This is a genomic window from Halorubrum sp. Atlit-8R, assembly GCF_003666025.1.
Classification (GTDB): Archaea; Halobacteriota; Halobacteria; order Halobacteriales; family Haloferacaceae; genus Halorubrum; species Halorubrum salinarum.
Map to the genome: position 1 here is coordinate 131,566 of NZ_QPLV01000001.1, position 15,142 is coordinate 146,707.

The window sequence follows — 15,142 nt, forward strand, 5'->3', positions numbered from 1 at the left end:
TCGCTCGGTTCACGGCCGCGACTCCGGGGCGCGGACCGATACCGACCGGCCCTCAGTATTGCGGGTGTTCTCGGCGTGACCCCTCGGAGCGGGCCGCGCGTCGGGGATCAGGCCTTTGTGCCCGTCGCACTAACTCCGACGCGATGGGAACCGGAGGGAAGCCGGCCGACGACGGCGCGGGCGCGACGCCCGACGGCGTCCGCGCGGGCGTCGCGATCCACGGGACGGGGAACTGCCCGGTCGTCGCCGCCTCGACCGCTCACGAGGGCCCGATCACGGGCGTCACCTGGACGCACGCGGGCGACACGCACACCGAGGAGTTCCGCGCCCGCGACCCGGACGCGGTCAACGGCGCGGAGGGCGTCCCGGAGCCCGCCTCCGTCGTCGACCTCGGCGACGAGCGCGTGTACCGGTACGAGCGCCCCCGCGACGGGGCCTGCGCCTGCCGGATCATCGAGGAGCTCGACTGTCCGATCGCTGACGCCCGCGCCGAGGACGGCGTCCTCCTCCTAACGTTACACCTCCCCGACCTCGAACGCCTGCGCGACATCGTCTCGGCGCTCGACGGGACGGCGGAGCGCGTCGAGGTCCGCTACCTCGTCGAGGGCGCCGCGCGCGGCGACGGGGCGCCGGACCGGACGCTCGTCGACCGCGGCCGCCTCACCGACCGCCAGTGCGAGGTGCTGCGGACCGCCTACCGCATGGGCTACTTCGAGCGCCCCCGCGACGCCAACGCGAGCGAGGTCGCCGGCGCGCTCGACATCTCCCCGTCGACGTTCGCCGAGCACCTCGCGACGGCGCAGCGGAAGCTGTTGGAGGAGACGCTGGCCGGGAACTGACGGCCCGCCGGGAACTGACGGCTCGCCTCAGGCGGCGTGTTCGGCGATCGCGGACTCCAGCGTCGCGCGGTCCTGCGCGCCGACGAAGCGGTCGACCGCCTCGCCGTCGGCGTACAGGACGAGCGTCGGGATGCTGCGCGCGCCCAGCTGCTGGGCGACCGCTTGGTTCGCGTCCACGTCGACCTTCGCGACCGCCGCGTCGGTCTCGGCGGCGAGCGCCTCGATCGCCGGCTCCATCATCTGACACGGCCCGCACCAGTCGGCGTAACAGTCCACCAAGACCACGTCGTGCTCGTCGACCGCGCGCCGGAGCTCGTCCGTCCCGTTCACGTGGATCGGCTCGCTCGGGGTCGCCGCCCCGCCGTCGCCGCCGGCGTCGGGTTCGGCGCCCCCGTCGACCGCCTCGCCGTCGCCGAGGCGCGCCTCGAGCTCCCGCCGCTTCCGTTCGCGGATGCGCTCGCGCTCGGTCTTCGCGTCGTCGCCCGCCGGTTCGTCCGCGTCGGCTGCGTCGCTCATACAACAGTATTGGATGCTTGGAACAATATACCTTCCGCCGCCGGATCCGCTCGCGCGTCACTCCGTCGGCCCGAGGAGCCCGCCGAGCCCGGCCGCGCGCAGGTCCACGTGCTCCGCGACGAGGTCGGCCGCGCGGTCGTACGGCGAGCGGTCGGTCGCCGCGCCGTCCGGGCGCGTCAGGCCCGCGTGCGCGAAGACCCGCTCGACGAAGGCGTCGCGCACGGCGGCCGTCTCGAAGAGCCCGTGGAGGTACGTCCCGAGGACGCGGTCGGTCGCGACGCTCCCCGCGCCGAGCGGCTCGGTCGCGACCGCGGTCTCCGCCGTCCCCTCGTCGGCCGCGTCGCCGAGGAGCCGCGTCCGCCCGGCGTGGATCTCGTAGCCGGTCGCGTCGCCCTCCGCGCCCGCGATCGGGCCGGCGCCGTCGACGGCGCACGTCACGCGCTCGACGCGCTTCTCCGTCGAGAACTCGGTCTCGACGGGGAGGACCCCGACCCCCGGCACCGCCTCGCGGTCGCCGACGCCCTCGACGTCGGCGCCGACGAGCCGCTCGCCGAGGATCTGGTACCCGCCGCAGACGCCGACCACGGGGCCGTCGAACGCGCGCAGCGCCGCGTCGAAGCCGGCGTCGCGGAGCGCCAGCAGGTCGTCGACCGTGTTCTTCGACCCGGGGAGGACGACCGCGTCGACCCCGTCGAGCGCGGCGTCGAGCGGGAGGTAGGCGACGCGGACCCCCGGCTCGCGCGCCAGCGGCTCCAGGTCGGTGAAGTTGGAGATGCGCGGGAGCCGCGGGACCCCGACCAGGACGGCGGCCTCGTCGGGGACGCCGTCGTCGCTCCCGAGCACGCCGCCGTCGCGGTCGCCCTCGCCCGGTCCGTCCTCCCCCGCGTCCGGCAGCGAGAGGCTGTCCTCGGCCGGGAGCCCGGGGTCGTCGTGCGGGACGACGCCGATCACCGGTACCCCCGTCCGGGCCTCTATCTCCTCGATTCCGGGGTCGAGGAGGCCCGGGTCGCCGCGAAACTTCGTGATCACGGCGCCGCGGACGCGCTCGCGGAGGTCGTCGGGGAGCAGTTCGAGGGTCCCGTAGAGGCTCGCGAACGCCCCGCCGCGCTCGATGTCGACCGCGATCAGGATGTCGGCGTCCGCGAACCGGGCGCACTCGACGTTCGCGAGGTCGCGGTCGCGGAGGTTGATCTCGGCGACGCTCCCCGCGCCCTCCGCGACGATCACGTCGTGGGCGGCCGCGAGGCGCTCGTGGGCCGCGACCGCGGCCGCGCGCGCCTCGTCCCACCGGTCGTCGTAGTACTCGCTCGCCGGGGCGTTCGCGACCGCCTCGCCGTCGATCACGACCTGGCTCTCGCCGCCGCCGCGGGGCTTGAGCAGCACGGGGTTCATGTCGGTCGTCGCCGGGACCTCGGCCGCCCGCGCCTGGACGTGCTGGGAGACGCCGACCTCGCCCCACTCGCCGTCGGGCGTCAGCGCGACCCGCGCGTTGTTGCTCATGTTCTGGGCCTTGTACGGCGCGACCGAGACGCCGCGCCGCGCGAGCAGCCGACAGAGCCCGGCCGCCAGCGTGCTCTTGCCGACGTGGCTCGCGGTCCCCGCGATCAGGACGGTGTCGGCGTCGGGAGCGGCCATCTCTCGGGCCCTCAGTACTCCGTCCCGCGGCGGGCGCGCTGGCCGTCGTCGAACGGGTGCGCGACCTTGCGGACGTTCGTGATCAGGTCGGCGACGCCGTCGAGGTACTCCGGCTCGGCGTGGCTCCCGGTGAAGACGAGTTCGAGGTCGTCCGGCTTCGACTCGGCGAGGGCGACGACGTCGTCGGGGGCGACGAGCCCGCGGTCGGCCGCGTACAGCAGCTCGTCGACGATCAGCATGTGGACGCCGTCCTCGGGGTCGCCGTCGAGCGGGAGCGGCTCGGTCAGGGCCGCGTCGGCCGCGCCCGCGACGAGCTCCTCCGCGCGCTCGAAGGCGGCCGCCGCCTTCGCCTCGTGCTCGTCGTCGGCCGACCCGTCGAGCAGGCCGTGCCAGCCGTAGTGGCCGGCGTTCTCGTAGGTGAACCCGGGGACGGCGGCGATGGCGTTGTACTCGCCGCGGACGCCCTCGACGCTGTCGGCGCCGCCCTTCATCAGCTGGAGCATGTGGACGCGGTAGCCGTGGCCCGCGGCGCGGAACCCCATCCCCATCGCTGCCGTCGTCTTCCCCTTCCCGTCGCCCCACCAGGCCTGAACGAAGCCGAACTCCTCGGGGGCGGCGGGCTCGATCGGTTCGGGCTCGGGGGCCTCGCCCCCGCCGGGGGTGCGGCTCCGGTCGGCGGCCGGGGTCGCCTCGTTCTCGCTGCTCTCGCCGTTCCCGCTGCTCTCGCCGTTCTCGTCGGTCGATGCCTCGTCGGTGGTGTCGTCGTTCGGTGTCATGGATCGAAGACCTCCCCCCGCTCGTCGGTGACGACGCCGTGTTCGGCGTCGGCCGCCGAGCCGGGCACGTCGCCGTCCGGGTACCGCGACCGCAGGCTCGCGCGGACCGCGTCCCGGACGCAGGCGCGGGCCGCCCCGCCGACCGCGGTGGCGCTGCCGGAGAACGCCGCGGGCTCGCCCTCGGGGTCGTCGCCGACGACGACCGCGTCGCTCGTCGTCCCCGGGACCCCGGCCGCCGCGAGCAGCGTCGCCGCCTTCGCCTCGGCCGCGACCGCGACGAGGTTCGCCGCGGCCCCGGGCGCCAGCCGCCGCGTCGTCCCGACGACCAGGTTGACCGTCCCGGGGCCGGGCGGGCCCTCCGCGGCCTCCGTCGTCCCTCCCGAGTCGGCCGCGCCGGCCGGATCCGTCGGCAGCATCGCGGGGTTCGAGAGGCCGACGGTCGCGTACGCGACGGCGGGTCCGAGCCGCGCCCCCCTGGCGTGCTCCATCGAGACGCCCGTGAACAGCGCCGGGGAGGCGTCGGGGTCGCCGTCTCCGCTACCGCCGTCGCCGACGCGGTCGTCGGCCTCGCCGGCGAATCCAGCCCGCGCCAGCCGCTCGTCGCGGTAGGCCGCGAGGTCCGTCCGGTCGAACCCCTCCGGGACGGTGACGTTGTACGCGGCCGCCGCCCGCGACCGCCCGCCGTCCCAGCCGGTCGAGAGCCAGCGCGTCCCCGGTCGGCGGAGCCGGAGGACGCCCTCGCTGACGGTCGCCTCAAACATCGGCGCCCTCACCTCGGCTTCCGCCACCGCTCGACCCGCCGCCATCTCCCGCTTCGTCGCCGACCCCGAGCGCCGCGAGGAGCCGGTCGTTCTCGGCCGGGCGGCGCACCGCGACCCGAACGTGCGCGTCGAGGCCGCGGAAGGACCGCGCGTCGCGGACGGCGACCCCCCGGTCGCGGGCGCGTTCGATCACGCCGTCGACGTCGCGGTCGCCGACGTCGAGGAGGAGGAACGGCGCCTCGGAGGGGGCGACCGCGTAGCGCTCGCCGAGCGCGGCCCGCAGCCGGTCGCGCTCCCGCCTGACGCGCTCGCGGGTCTCGCGGACGAACTCGTCCTGCCGGAGGCAGTACTCGCCGGTCGCGAGCGCCGGCGCGCCCAGGTTCCACGTCCGGCGGGCGCCCCGCAGCGCCGCGCCGAGGTCGCCCGTCGCGACCGCGAAGCCGGCCCGGATCCCGGGGAGCCCGAACAGCTTGGTGAGCGCCCGCGCGACGACGACGCCGTCGGTCCCCGCGAGCGACGCGCGCTCCGTGAATCCGAGGAACGCCTCGTCGACGAGGCAGACGGCCCCGGCCGCCCGACAGCGCTCGGCGAACGCGAGCAGCGCGTCGCGGTCGTAGCCGGTCCCGGTGGGGTTGTTCGGGGTACAGACGACCGCGAGCGCGTGGCCGCTCGGGTCGGCGTCGAGGACGCGGTCGGCGTCGACGAACGACGGCTCGCCGCCCCGGAGCCGGACCTCGCGGGCGTACTCGCCGAAGCTCGGCGCCGGGAGCAGGGCGGTGTCGCCCTCGTCGACCGCGAGCGCGACCGCGGCGCGGATCGCCGCCAGCCCGCCCGGGGTCGGGACCACATCCTCGGGGTCGCAGCCCACGTAGTCGGCGGCCGCCCGCCGGAACGCCGCCGGCGGCTCGGGCGGGTACGTCCGCGCCCGCTCGAACGCCGCCCGGTAGACGCGCTCGACGCCGTCGGGGACCTCGGGGTTCGCGTTCGCGCTGAAGTCCAGCAGGTCGGGATCGTCGCTGCTCCCGTGCGGCTCGCGGCCGAGCGCCGCGGCGCGCTCTCGGTTCACGACCGCCCACCTCCCCCGCGCGCCGCCGTCGCGTCGAGCCAGTCGACCCCGCCGGTCGGGAGCGGTTCGGGTCCGTCGCCGTCGAGCAGTCGCTCCGCGAGGCGGCGGTCCCCGGGGCGGTTGACGTTGACGGCGAGGCGCGCGTCGCGGGTCGCCCGGACGGCCTCGTCGCCAGCGCCGTCGAGCGTGCCGACGACGTTGATCCCGGCGGGAACGCGGTCGCCGGCGGCTTCCCCGCTCGCCTCGCCGTCGTTCGCCTCGTCGCTCGCCCCGCCGCCGTCTCCCTCGTCGTACCGCGTCGCGGCGTCGGCGCTCGCGCCGAGCTCCCGCTTGCGCGCCGCGGGCACGCGGACCGAGAGCGCGTCGGCGTCGGCGGCCGCGTGCGCGTCGAGGACCGCGTCGACCGCCGGGCCGTCGAGCAGCGGCAGGTCGACCGCGAGGGTGAGCGCCGGCGCGTCCGGGCCGGCTTCGAGGGCCGCCCGGAGGTCCGCGACGTACCCGTCGCCCGGCGTGTCGAGCACCCGGAGGTCGACCGGTCCCGCATCCGAATCGTCGGCGCTCCCGTCCCGCCGCGCGACCAGTCGCTCGCGCGTCCGCGGCGTGTGCGGTGAGACGGCGGCGTACGCCGTCTCGACTCGGCTCGCGGCGAGCGCGTCGAGCGCGCGGTCGACCATCGACCGCCCGGCGACCGCCGCGAGCGGCTTCTCGCCCTCGCCGAGCCGGGTGCCCCGGCCGCCGCACATCACGAGAGCGTCCACGCGATCACCCCCGCGTGAACCCCGACGACCCGGGCGACCTCGGTCGTCGCGCCGAGCACGTCGCCGCTGACCCCGCCGAGGCGCGCGTTCGCCCACGCCAGCCCGACGACGGCGACGGCGCCCGCGGCGGCCAGCGCCGCGCCGGGGACGAACGCGGCGTTGAATCCGACGCCCGCCGCCGCCGCGGCGGGGCCCAGCAGCGCGGCGGGGGCCGCCGCGAGCGCGACCCAGATCAGGCCCCGCGGGCCGGACTCGGCGGTCAGCGCCGACCCGAGCCCCTCGTGGGGAGCCTCGCCGACGCAGACGAGCGCGGCCGCGGCGCCCCTCGCGCCGACCTCGGCGGCGACGACGAGCGCGACGGCGTCGACGAGCGAGAGCCGGGCGAGGTCCACCGCCACCGTCGCCGCCGTCGCGAGGCCGAAGACGACGAGCGCCACCGCGAGCGCGCCGCCGACGCCGAGCGCCGAGTCCTTCATCACCTCGCGGCGGCGCTCGGCGTCCCCGTGGACGACCGCCGCGTCGCCGAGGTCGGCGACGCCGTCGAGGTGGGTGATCCCGGTGACGAGGTACAGCCAGACGGGGACGGCCGCCGCGACCGTGGGGGACGGGACCGGGACCGGGAGCAGCGTCGCGGCGACGACCGGGAGCGCGACCAGGGCGCCGAGCGCGTAGGCGACCGCCGGCATGGCCGCGGGCGTCCGCCGGAACGCCTCCCAGGCCGCCTCGTCGCGGCCGACGGGGACCCGCGAGCAGAACCCGAGCGCGCCGCGGAGCGCGGCGACCGTCAGGACCACGCGACCACCCCCGCGAGCGCGAGGAGCCACCCGGCCGCGGCCGCGACCGCGACGCCGCCCGCGGCGCCGACGAGGCGCACGGCCTCCCGGGCGGCTGCGGGCGTCGGCGGTTCGGGTCCTCCAGCGAGCGCGTACGCGCCCGGCTTCTCCAGGCGGACGCCGAGCGCGACCGCGGCCGTCGCCATCGGCCACCCCGAGTTCGGGGAGGCGGGCTCGCGGGCCAGCGGCCGCGCGCGCCGCAGGCTCTCCGGGGACTGAGCGGCGACCGCGAGACAGCCCGCGGCGACCCGCGCCGGGAGGAACATGACGGCGTCGTCGAGCCGGGCGCTCGCCCGCCCGACGGGCTTCGAGCGGTAGCCGAGCATCGAGTCGAGCGTGTTCACGGCCTTCGCCCAGGCGGCGGCCGCGACGCCGGCGGCGAGCGCGACCGACGGGACCGCTGTGCCCCCCGCCGCCGCGGCGAGCGCGACGGCGACGGTCGCGCCCGCGACGAACCAGGCGAGGGGCGCGACGAACCCGTCAGCGAGGTTCTCGGCGGCGCTCTCGACCGCGGCGCTCCGGAGGTCTGCGGGCGAGAGGGCGGCCGGGTCGCGCCCGACGAGCGCCCGGACGGACTCCCGGGCCGCGTCGGGGTCGGCCTCGCTCTCCGCGACCACCTCGCCCGTCACGTCGAGCAGCATGCGCAGGCTCGCGGTCGAGAAGCAGACGGCGGCCGCGACGGCGACGGCGACGACCGGAACGCCCCCGATCCAGGGGCCGTAGACGGCCGCGAGGCGGACCGCTCCGCCGCAGACCGCGGCCGCCGCGAGCGGGAGCGCGACCGCGACCGCGACGCCGACGAGTCCCGGACGCTTCCACTCGCGGTCGACGGGTTCGACGAGGCGCCCGAACAGCGCCACCGGATGGACCCGCCGGGGCGGCTCCGCGACCGCGAGGTCGAGCGCGACGGCGACGGCGAGCGGGGCGAGCAGCGTGACCGCCGCGGCCGGGAGGGGTCCCGTCCCCGTCACCCTTCCACCTCGTCGAGGAACGCGTCGAACGCCCCGCTCGCGGCGTGGACGTGGCAGTACGTGCCGAGGGTCCGGTGCTCGACGAGCCCCTCGCGGTCGCCGTCGATCCCGGTCCCGCGCTCCACGTCGAACGCGAACCGGGCGTCGTCGGCGACCGCGGCCCCGGAGTAGTGGAACTCGTGGCCGCGGAGCCGGTCGCCCGCGCCCGCGGTGAGCGTCTCGGTCCGCGCGCGCAGTTCGACGTGGTCGAGCCCCTGGTACCGCTCCCGCATCTCGACGCTCGCGGGGAGGACGCCGGCCATCTCGTGGGCGTCGCCGTCGACCGTCGTCAGCGTCTCCGCGAGCGCCATCAGCCCGCCGCACTCGCCGAGGACGGGGGTCCCCTCGGCCGCGGCGTCCGCGACCGAGCCGAGCGCCGGCCCGTTCGCCAGCGACTCGGCGTGGAGCTCCGGGTAGCCGCCGGGGAGGTAGACCCCGTCGCAGGGCGGGAGCTCGTCGCCTGCCGCGGGCGCGAACGGGACCACCGTCGCGCGCTCCGCGAGGCGCTCGCGGGTGGCCGGGTAGACGAACCGGAACGCGGCGTCGTCGGCGACCGCGATCCGCGGGGAATCCTCGTCGCCCCCGCCCACGGCGGCGTCTCCGGCGCCCGCGTTCGGGGTCGCCTCCGCCCGCGGCGTCGGCTCGCGCGCGAGGTCGAGCAGCCGGTCGGTCCGGAGCGCCTCGGCGGCGGCGTCGAGCGCCGCGTCGTCGAGCGGGGCCTCCTCGGCCATCCGGAGCCCGAGGTGCCGGTCGGGGACCTCGAGGTCCTCGCGGGGCGGGACCCGGCCGCAGTAGGCGAGCCCGTCGGGGAGCGCCTCGCGGATCCCGTCCTCGTGGCGGCCGCCGTGGGCCCGCTGGGCGATCACGCCCGCCACGTCGAGGTCGTGGGGCGTCCGGTCGGCGTACGCCGCGAAGCCGAGCGCGGTCGCCGCGACGCTTTCCATCCCCGCGCTCGCGTCGACGACGAGGACGACCGGCAGGTCGAGCGCGGCCGCGACGCCGGCCGTGCTCGCCGCGTCGCCGTCGTACAGCCCCATCATACCCTCGATCACGCACACGTCGCCCTCGCCGCGGGCGTAGTTCCGGCGGAGCCCCTTGGGCCCCTGGAGCCACGGGTCGAGCGTCCGCGAGGGCCGGCCCGTGACCCGGGCGTGGTGGCTCGGGTCGATGAAGTCCGGGCCCGCCTTCGCGGGCTGGACCGTCCGTCCCGCGGCCTCGAACGCGCGCAGCGCCGCGAGCGTCGCCACGGTCTTACCGACGCCGGAGGCGGTGCCGGCGAGGACGAGCCCCTTCACGGCGGGTCACCCCCGGTCGTCGGCGTCGACTCGTCCGGGTCGCGCGGCGCGCGATCGGCGAGCAGTCGGTCGGTCACGGCGGCGATCCGATCGCGGACGGCGGCGTCAGCGACCTCCGCCCGGTCGGCGAGGGCGAGCGCCCCGCCCATGCCGACGCCCTCCTTCGCCTCGCCCCGGGCGTACGCCGCCAGCGCGGGGTGGTCGCCCTCGGCGAACCCGGGGTCGGCCGCCGCGAGCGTCAGGTCGAGGTCGGCGGCGAGCGCCGGGAGGTCCGCCGTGGGGTCGTCGGCGACGAGCGACGTGGTCGCCAGCGGGAGCCGGCGGTCGACGCCGGCGTGCCGCGCGAGCGCCGCCGCGGCCGCGAGCTGGGTGCCGCCCGCGAGCGTGACGTCGATCCCCGCGTCCGCGCAGCCGACGAGGAGCCCGGCGACCGCGGCGAGGACCGGGTCGCCGGCCAGCCGGACCGCCTCGATCGGGTCGCCCGCCGCGCCGCCCGGGTCGAGGCCGCTCGCCGCCAGCCCCTCGGCGACGACGCGGCGCTTGCGCTCGATCGGGTTCGCCGGGAGCGACGAGGAGACCGCGGCGCGCTCGCCGAGCGCGGTCAGGACCCCGAGCCCGGTCGTCGTTCCGCCCGGGATCGTCTCCGCGACGAGGAGTTCGGTCGCCCCGTCGCCGCCCGCGTCGTCGCCGCTCCCGGACGCGGCGAGGTCCGGGGCCAGCGACCGCGCGCGCTCGAAGACGGTCGCCGCCGCCGGGACCGGTTCCGGGTCGCGCACGTCGCCGCCCGGCGCCGCGCCGACGCCGCGCGTCGCGGCCGCGGTGGGCGCTCCCAGCCCGGCGTCGACGAACTCGGCGGTGAGCGACTCGGGGCCGAGCAGTTCGCGGACGGCGCGGGTGACGACCGCGGGGGTCGGACAGCCGCCCGGGCTCACCGGCACGGGCGAGCCCGGCGCCGGGCGCCCGGACGCGACGATCTCGAGGTCGGCGCTCGGCGTGTGGACGCGCAGGTCGGGGTCGGCGCCCGCGGCGCTGATCCCGTCGATCGCGGCCGTCTCGGTCGTCCCGGCGACGACGACGAGGGTCACGTCCCCCACCGGACACCCCCTCCGTCGAGGCCGCGTCGGTCCGGCGCGGCGTCGATGTGTACCACTGGCGGTTAATCGATACAAGTGAACTTTAATCGATCGACGCGGGGCGCCGGGAGCGCGGCCGAGCCTCCCTGTCACTCCTCCGCACGCGACCCGCGGAGCGAAGCGGTTAAGGGCGGACCGCGGGTAAATTCGCCAACTCGCTGGTGCGGACACAGCGGGCACTCGCCGCCGGGAACGTCGGGTCGGCCGACGCGCGCCCGGGACGAGACGACATGTGGCCCCTCGCGGCTGAATCGCAACCGTCCGCGGACACACAATGGCACGAAGCTTCTACTCGCACATCAAGGAGGCGTGGCGGTCCCCCAAGGAGGGGAAACTGGCCGAGCTGCAGTGGCAGCGCAAACAGGAGTGGCGCGACCAGGGCGCCATCGAGCGCATCGAGCGCCCCACCCGGCTGGACAAGGCCCGCGAACTGGGCTACAAGGCCAAGCAGGGCGTCATCGTCGCCCGCGTAAGCGTCCGGAAGGGCGGCTCGCGCAAGCAGCGCTTCAAGGCGGGCCGCCGCTCGAAGCGCCAGGGCGTCAACCGCGTCTCGCGGCGCAAGTCGATCCAGCGCATCGCCGAGGAGCGCGCCTCGCGGAAGTACCGCAACCTCCGCGTGCTCAACTCCTACTGGGTCGGTGAGGACGGCTCCCAGAAGTGGCACGAGGTCATCCTCGTGGACCCCGCCCACCCCGCGATCGAAAACGACGACGACCTGAACTGGATCTGCTCGGACGACCACAAGGGTCGCGCGTACCGCGGCCTCACCTCCGCCGGCACCAAGGGCCGCGGCCAGCGCAAGCGCGGCAAGGGCACCGAGAAGACGCGCCCGAGCGTCACCTCGAACGACCGGCAGGGCAAGTAACGCCCTCGACGCAACCGACGTTTTTCCTCGCGGTCCGCGCTCCCGACGAGCCGCGGGGCCGTGCGACGGCGACGCAAGAGCAAAGAGACCGCGTCACATACTCACGTACGTGGCGATCGCTCCGTGACCGCGAACGCGCCCATTCCGCTCGACGCGTTCGCGACCGAACTCGAGTCGCTCGACGGCGACGCGTTCGCGGACTTCGTCGCCGAGACGTACGCGGCGACCGCCGACGCCGTCGACGTCGACCCGCCGCGGGTCACGGTGACCGAGGGCGGCCGACGGACCGAACTGCTCGCGGTCGCGGCCGCCGACGGGACCGTCCCCGACGCCCCGGCGGACGCCGTCGTCGTCGCCAGCGACTCGCTGCTCGACGACCTCGACGCCGGGTTCGACGCCGACGTGGTGACCCCGGCCGACCTCCGAGAGCGCCTGCTGTACGGGGTCCCGCCGGCGACGGCGAACGCCGTCTCCGACCGGTTCCTCGACGTGCCGATCCGGTCCGCGGCCTACGAGAGCGCAGCCGCTCCCGCCGCCGACGCACCGGACTCCGGTACCGGTCCGGCGGACGACGACGCGGACGCGGTGACCGACGACGGCGACGAGTCGGGCGCCGGCGTGCCGGGCGCCGCTGCGCCGGAACCCACCGGTGACGACGACGGTTCGGGCCTCCGGTCCGCCGACCGCACCGCCGCCGACCGCACCGCCTCCGGCTCCTCGGGCGACTCGCGGGCCGACGCCCGACCGGGGAGCGAGGCGGCCGCGACGGATACGAGCGACGAGGCGACCGCGACCGACGGGGCGAGCGAACGAACGGACCGACGGGCGCTCCTCGCGGCGGTCGGCGTCGCCGTCCTCCTCGTCGCGGCGGCCGGGGCCGGGTTCGCGGCCGGCGCCGCCGGGGTCGGCGGCCCGGGCGGTCTCGCCGGCGTCGGGGGCGACGGGGCGAGCGACCCGGCGGGAAACGACTCGGACCCGACCGAAGCGGCGAGCGAGAGCGACGACGGGAGCGGCGGATCGACCGACGGCGGCGCGAACACCGTCTCGGTCGCGGACGGCGATCCGACGGGCGAGGCCGCGCGCAACACGGCGCCGTCGCCCACCTGCGAGCGGTCCGCGCTCCAGGTCGTCCAGATCCAGATGAACGCGCTCCGCTACAACGACAACGCGACGAACGACGGGATCCGGACCCTCCGGGCGTTCGCCTCGCCGCAGAACAGGGACCTGGTCGGCTCGACCGAGGAGTACGCAGAGCTGTTCGAGACGCCGCTGTACGGGCCGATGCTCACGTACGACACCGCCCAGTACTCGGTGCCGGACGTCGTCGACGACGCCGCCTACGTTGAGGTCGTCACCCGGGAGAACGGCAGCGTCACCGGCCGGTACGAGTTCCGACTCGTGCGCGTCGCCGGCGGGAGCGGGGACACGGACACCTCCCTCGGCGACGTGGACGACTGCTGGATGACCGACGCCGTGGCGGCGGCGACCGAGTGAGTCGGCGCGCCCCGCCGTCGGGGCTCAGTCGAGCCCGTCGAGCAGTTTCGCGTAGAACCGGTCCTGTTCGGTCCGCGCGTCGGTCTCCTCGGCGTCCTCGTCGTAGCGCAGCCACCGGAGCACGACGACGAGGTCGTGTTCGGGGTCGACCCAGACGGTGTTCTGCCCGTGGCCGAGGGCGGCGTACGCCGACTCGGGGGCGCTCGGCCACAGCGTCCGGCCCTCGTTGAGCCACCACAGGTAGCCGTAGCCCTCGTTGACCTCACAGGGCTCGGTCGACGCGTCGACCCACGCCTCCGAGAGCAGTCGGTTCCCGTCCCACTCCCCGCCGTTGAGGTACAGCAGGCCGACCCGGGCGAGGTCGCGAGCGGAGATCCACAGCCCGCCGCCCCAGTGGCCGCCGCCGGAGACGCTCTTCATCGCCGTCCCGTCCACGTCGACCGTCGAGTTGTAGTAGCCGTGCCACTCCCAGGTGTCGGTGGCGCCGACCGGTTCCATGACGTTCTCCGCGAGCACGCGGGGGAGCGGCCGGCCGACCGTTCGCAGGAGCGCCAGCGAGAGGCGGTTGATCCGCACGTCGTTGTACTCCCAGAACGTCCCCGGCTCGCGGAGCGACCGCGTCTCCGACTTGTCGAGCGCCTCGCCGTCCTTCCCGACCGCCCGGTTGCGGTCGACGGCGTCGGGCTTGCCGAACAGCGTCCCCTCCCACTCGCTGGTCTGGTGGAGCAGGTGGCGCCACGTGATCGCCCCGTTGTGGTCGCCCTCGAACCCGCCGTCGTCGACGTACTCGCGGACGCGGTCGTCGACGGAACCGATCTCGCCGCGGTCCCACGCCACGCCCGCGACGACCGAGAGGAAGCTCTTGGCGACGCTGAACGCCTGGTCCACGCGCCGGGTGTCGCCCCACTCCGCGACGAGGTAACCGTCCTTGAGGACGAGTCCCGCCGGGCCGCCGCGCCGCGCGGGGTGGGGCCCGATCCGCTGCCCGTGCTCGCCCTCGGCGTCGTCCCACGTCTCGTGGTCCGCGAAGTCGTAGTTGATCTGCTCGCGCGGCGTGCCGTTCAGCCTGTGGTAGTCGGCCGCGGCCGCGACGGCCTCCGGGTCGAGCCCGACCGCCTCGGGGTCGCGCCGTTCCCACTCGCCCGCGTCGGGGAAGTACATACCCCGCCTTCAGGGCTCGCCCCCTTCAGTCGTTCGCGTGTGAGGGAGTTTCCCCGGTCGCGTGCGGGGACCGTCGCCGGTGGCGCGCCCGCGCCGGCGGGCGCGTCGGCGACCGCCGCTCGGGAACACGATTATATCCGCGCCGGCACAGGTCGTAGGCATGAGTCTCTCGCTCGACGCGACCCAGCTCGACCGCTACTCAAGACACGTCATCCTCGACGACGTGGGTCCGGAGGGGCAAAAGCGACTGCTCGACGCGCGCGTCCTCGTCGTGGGCGCGGGCGGGCTCGGCGCGCCGGCGATCCAGTACCTCGCGGCCGCGGGGGTCGGGACGATCGGTATCGTCGACGACGACGTCGTCGAGCGCTCGAACCTCCAGCGACAGGTGATCCACGGCGACGGCGACGTGGGGCGGAAGAAGGTCGACTCGGCGGCCGAGTTCGTCGCCGACCTCAACCCCGACGTCGACGTCGAGCGCCACGAACTGCGGCTCGACGCGGGCAACGCCCGCGAACTGATCGCGGACCACGACGTTGTCGTCGACTGCTCGGACAACTTCGCCACCCGCTACGTGGTGAACGACGCGGCCCGGATCGAGGGGGTGCCGGTGTCGCACGGCGCCATCTACAAGTTCGAGGGGCAGGTGACGACGCTCTCGCCGGACGGTCCCTGCTACCGGTGCCTGTTCCCGGAGCCGCCGGAACCGGGCACCGTACCGGACTGCGCGAGCACGGGCGTCCTCGGCGTCCTCCCGGGGACGGTCGGCTGCCTCCAGGCGACGGAGGCCGCGAAGCTGATCATGGACGTGGGCGACCCGCTCGTCGGCCGGATGCTGTTCTACGACGCGATGGAACTCTCGTTCGAGACGGTGCCGTACGCGCGCAACCCAGACTGTCCGGTGTGCGGCGACGACGGCATCGACAGCATCGACGGCATCGACTACGCGGCCGGGTGTCAGATCGACGCGGCCTGAGTCGGCCCGCCGCCCGCGAGGCGCGTG

At 76.0% G+C, this 15,142-nt stretch carries 15 protein-coding genes; 4 read left to right on the forward strand and 11 right to left on the reverse strand.

Annotated elements, in window-relative coordinates:
- The first annotated feature begins 143 nt into the window (after positions 1–143).
- Complete coding sequence (locus DVK05_RS00575) at positions 144–839, forward strand: helix-turn-helix domain-containing protein (protein ID WP_121561518.1); 696 nt, start codon at positions 144–146, stop codon at positions 837–839.
- Positions 840–866: 27 nt separating this feature from the next.
- On the opposite strand, the gene trxA is transcribed toward DVK05_RS00575, so the two are convergent.
- The 10 genes from trxA to DVK05_RS00625 are packed head-to-tail and all read right to left on the reverse strand — an operon-like array spanning position 867 to position 10,583.
- Positions 867–1,355: a thioredoxin gene (gene trxA / locus DVK05_RS00580; protein WP_121561519.1), complete on the reverse strand. Its 489-nt coding sequence runs from the start codon at positions 1,353–1,355 to the stop codon at positions 867–869.
- 57 nt (positions 1,356–1,412) lie between these two features.
- Entirely contained in the window at positions 1,413–2,990 is a 1,578-nt protein-coding gene (locus DVK05_RS00585; RefSeq protein ID WP_121561520.1) for a cobyric acid synthase, read from the reverse strand.
- Between the two features lie 11 nt (positions 2,991–3,001).
- Positions 3,002–3,766 (reverse strand): cob(I)yrinic acid a,c-diamide adenosyltransferase, encoded by a 765-nt coding sequence (locus DVK05_RS00590; protein WP_121561521.1) that lies wholly within the window; start codon positions 3,764–3,766, stop codon positions 3,002–3,004.
- Positions 3,763–4,527 carry an adenosylcobinamide amidohydrolase gene (locus DVK05_RS00595; protein ID WP_121562426.1) on the reverse strand — a complete coding sequence of 255 codons (765 nt, stop codon included), beginning with the start codon at positions 4,525–4,527 and terminating at the stop codon, positions 3,763–3,765. The genes DVK05_RS00590 and DVK05_RS00595 overlap by 4 nt, the downstream gene beginning before the upstream one ends.
- Complete coding sequence (locus DVK05_RS00600; RefSeq protein WP_121561522.1) at positions 4,520–5,593, reverse strand: aminotransferase class I/II-fold pyridoxal phosphate-dependent enzyme; 1,074 nt, start codon at positions 5,591–5,593, stop codon at positions 4,520–4,522. The genes DVK05_RS00595 and DVK05_RS00600 overlap by 8 nt, the downstream gene beginning before the upstream one ends.
- Positions 5,590–6,336, reverse strand: coding sequence for an NTP transferase domain-containing protein (locus DVK05_RS00605; protein WP_121561523.1), 747 nt, complete (start codon positions 6,334–6,336; stop codon positions 5,590–5,592). Before DVK05_RS00605 ends, DVK05_RS00600 begins: the two co-directional genes overlap by 4 nt.
- Complete coding sequence (gene cobS, locus DVK05_RS00610) at positions 6,336–7,145, reverse strand: adenosylcobinamide-GDP ribazoletransferase (protein ID WP_121561524.1); 810 nt, start codon at positions 7,143–7,145, stop codon at positions 6,336–6,338. The genes DVK05_RS00605 and cobS overlap by 1 nt, the downstream gene beginning before the upstream one ends.
- Positions 7,136–8,155 carry a CobD/CbiB family cobalamin biosynthesis protein gene (locus tag DVK05_RS00615; RefSeq protein WP_121561525.1) on the reverse strand — a complete coding sequence of 340 codons (1,020 nt, stop codon included), beginning with the start codon at positions 8,153–8,155 and terminating at the stop codon, positions 7,136–7,138. Before DVK05_RS00615 ends, cobS begins: the two co-directional genes overlap by 10 nt.
- The gene (locus tag DVK05_RS00620) at positions 8,152–9,489 is read right to left on the reverse strand and encodes a cobyrinic acid a,c-diamide synthase (RefSeq protein WP_121561526.1); all 1,338 of its coding nucleotides are present in this window, start codon (positions 9,487–9,489) and stop codon (positions 8,152–8,154) included. The genes DVK05_RS00615 and DVK05_RS00620 overlap by 4 nt, the downstream gene beginning before the upstream one ends.
- Positions 9,486–10,583 (reverse strand): nicotinate-nucleotide--dimethylbenzimidazole phosphoribosyltransferase, encoded by a 1,098-nt coding sequence (locus tag DVK05_RS00625; protein ID WP_121561527.1) that lies wholly within the window; start codon positions 10,581–10,583, stop codon positions 9,486–9,488. The genes DVK05_RS00620 and DVK05_RS00625 overlap by 4 nt, the downstream gene beginning before the upstream one ends.
- 313 nt (positions 10,584–10,896) lie before the next feature.
- On the opposite strand from DVK05_RS00625, the gene DVK05_RS00630 reads away from it, so the two are divergent.
- Together DVK05_RS00630 and DVK05_RS00635 are read left to right on the forward strand one after the other, a co-directional pair.
- Positions 10,897–11,487, forward strand: coding sequence for a 50S ribosomal protein L15e (locus tag DVK05_RS00630; protein WP_049931415.1), 591 nt, complete (start codon positions 10,897–10,899; stop codon positions 11,485–11,487).
- A 123-nt stretch (positions 11,488–11,610) separates the two neighbouring features.
- Positions 11,611–12,981, forward strand: coding sequence for a hypothetical protein (locus DVK05_RS00635; RefSeq protein ID WP_121561528.1), 1,371 nt, complete (start codon positions 11,611–11,613; stop codon positions 12,979–12,981).
- 24 nt (positions 12,982–13,005) lie between these two features.
- On the opposite strand, the gene DVK05_RS00640 is transcribed toward DVK05_RS00635, so the two are convergent.
- Positions 13,006–14,142 (reverse strand): serine hydrolase, encoded by a 1,137-nt coding sequence (locus DVK05_RS00640; protein ID WP_121561529.1) that lies wholly within the window; start codon positions 14,140–14,142, stop codon positions 13,006–13,008.
- 160 nt (positions 14,143–14,302) lie between these two features.
- On the opposite strand from DVK05_RS00640, the gene DVK05_RS00645 reads away from it, so the two are divergent.
- The gene (locus DVK05_RS00645; RefSeq protein ID WP_121561530.1) at positions 14,303–15,115 is read left to right on the forward strand and encodes a molybdopterin-synthase adenylyltransferase MoeB; all 813 of its coding nucleotides are present in this window, start codon (positions 14,303–14,305) and stop codon (positions 15,113–15,115) included.
- Positions 15,116–15,142: the final 27 nt, after the last annotated feature.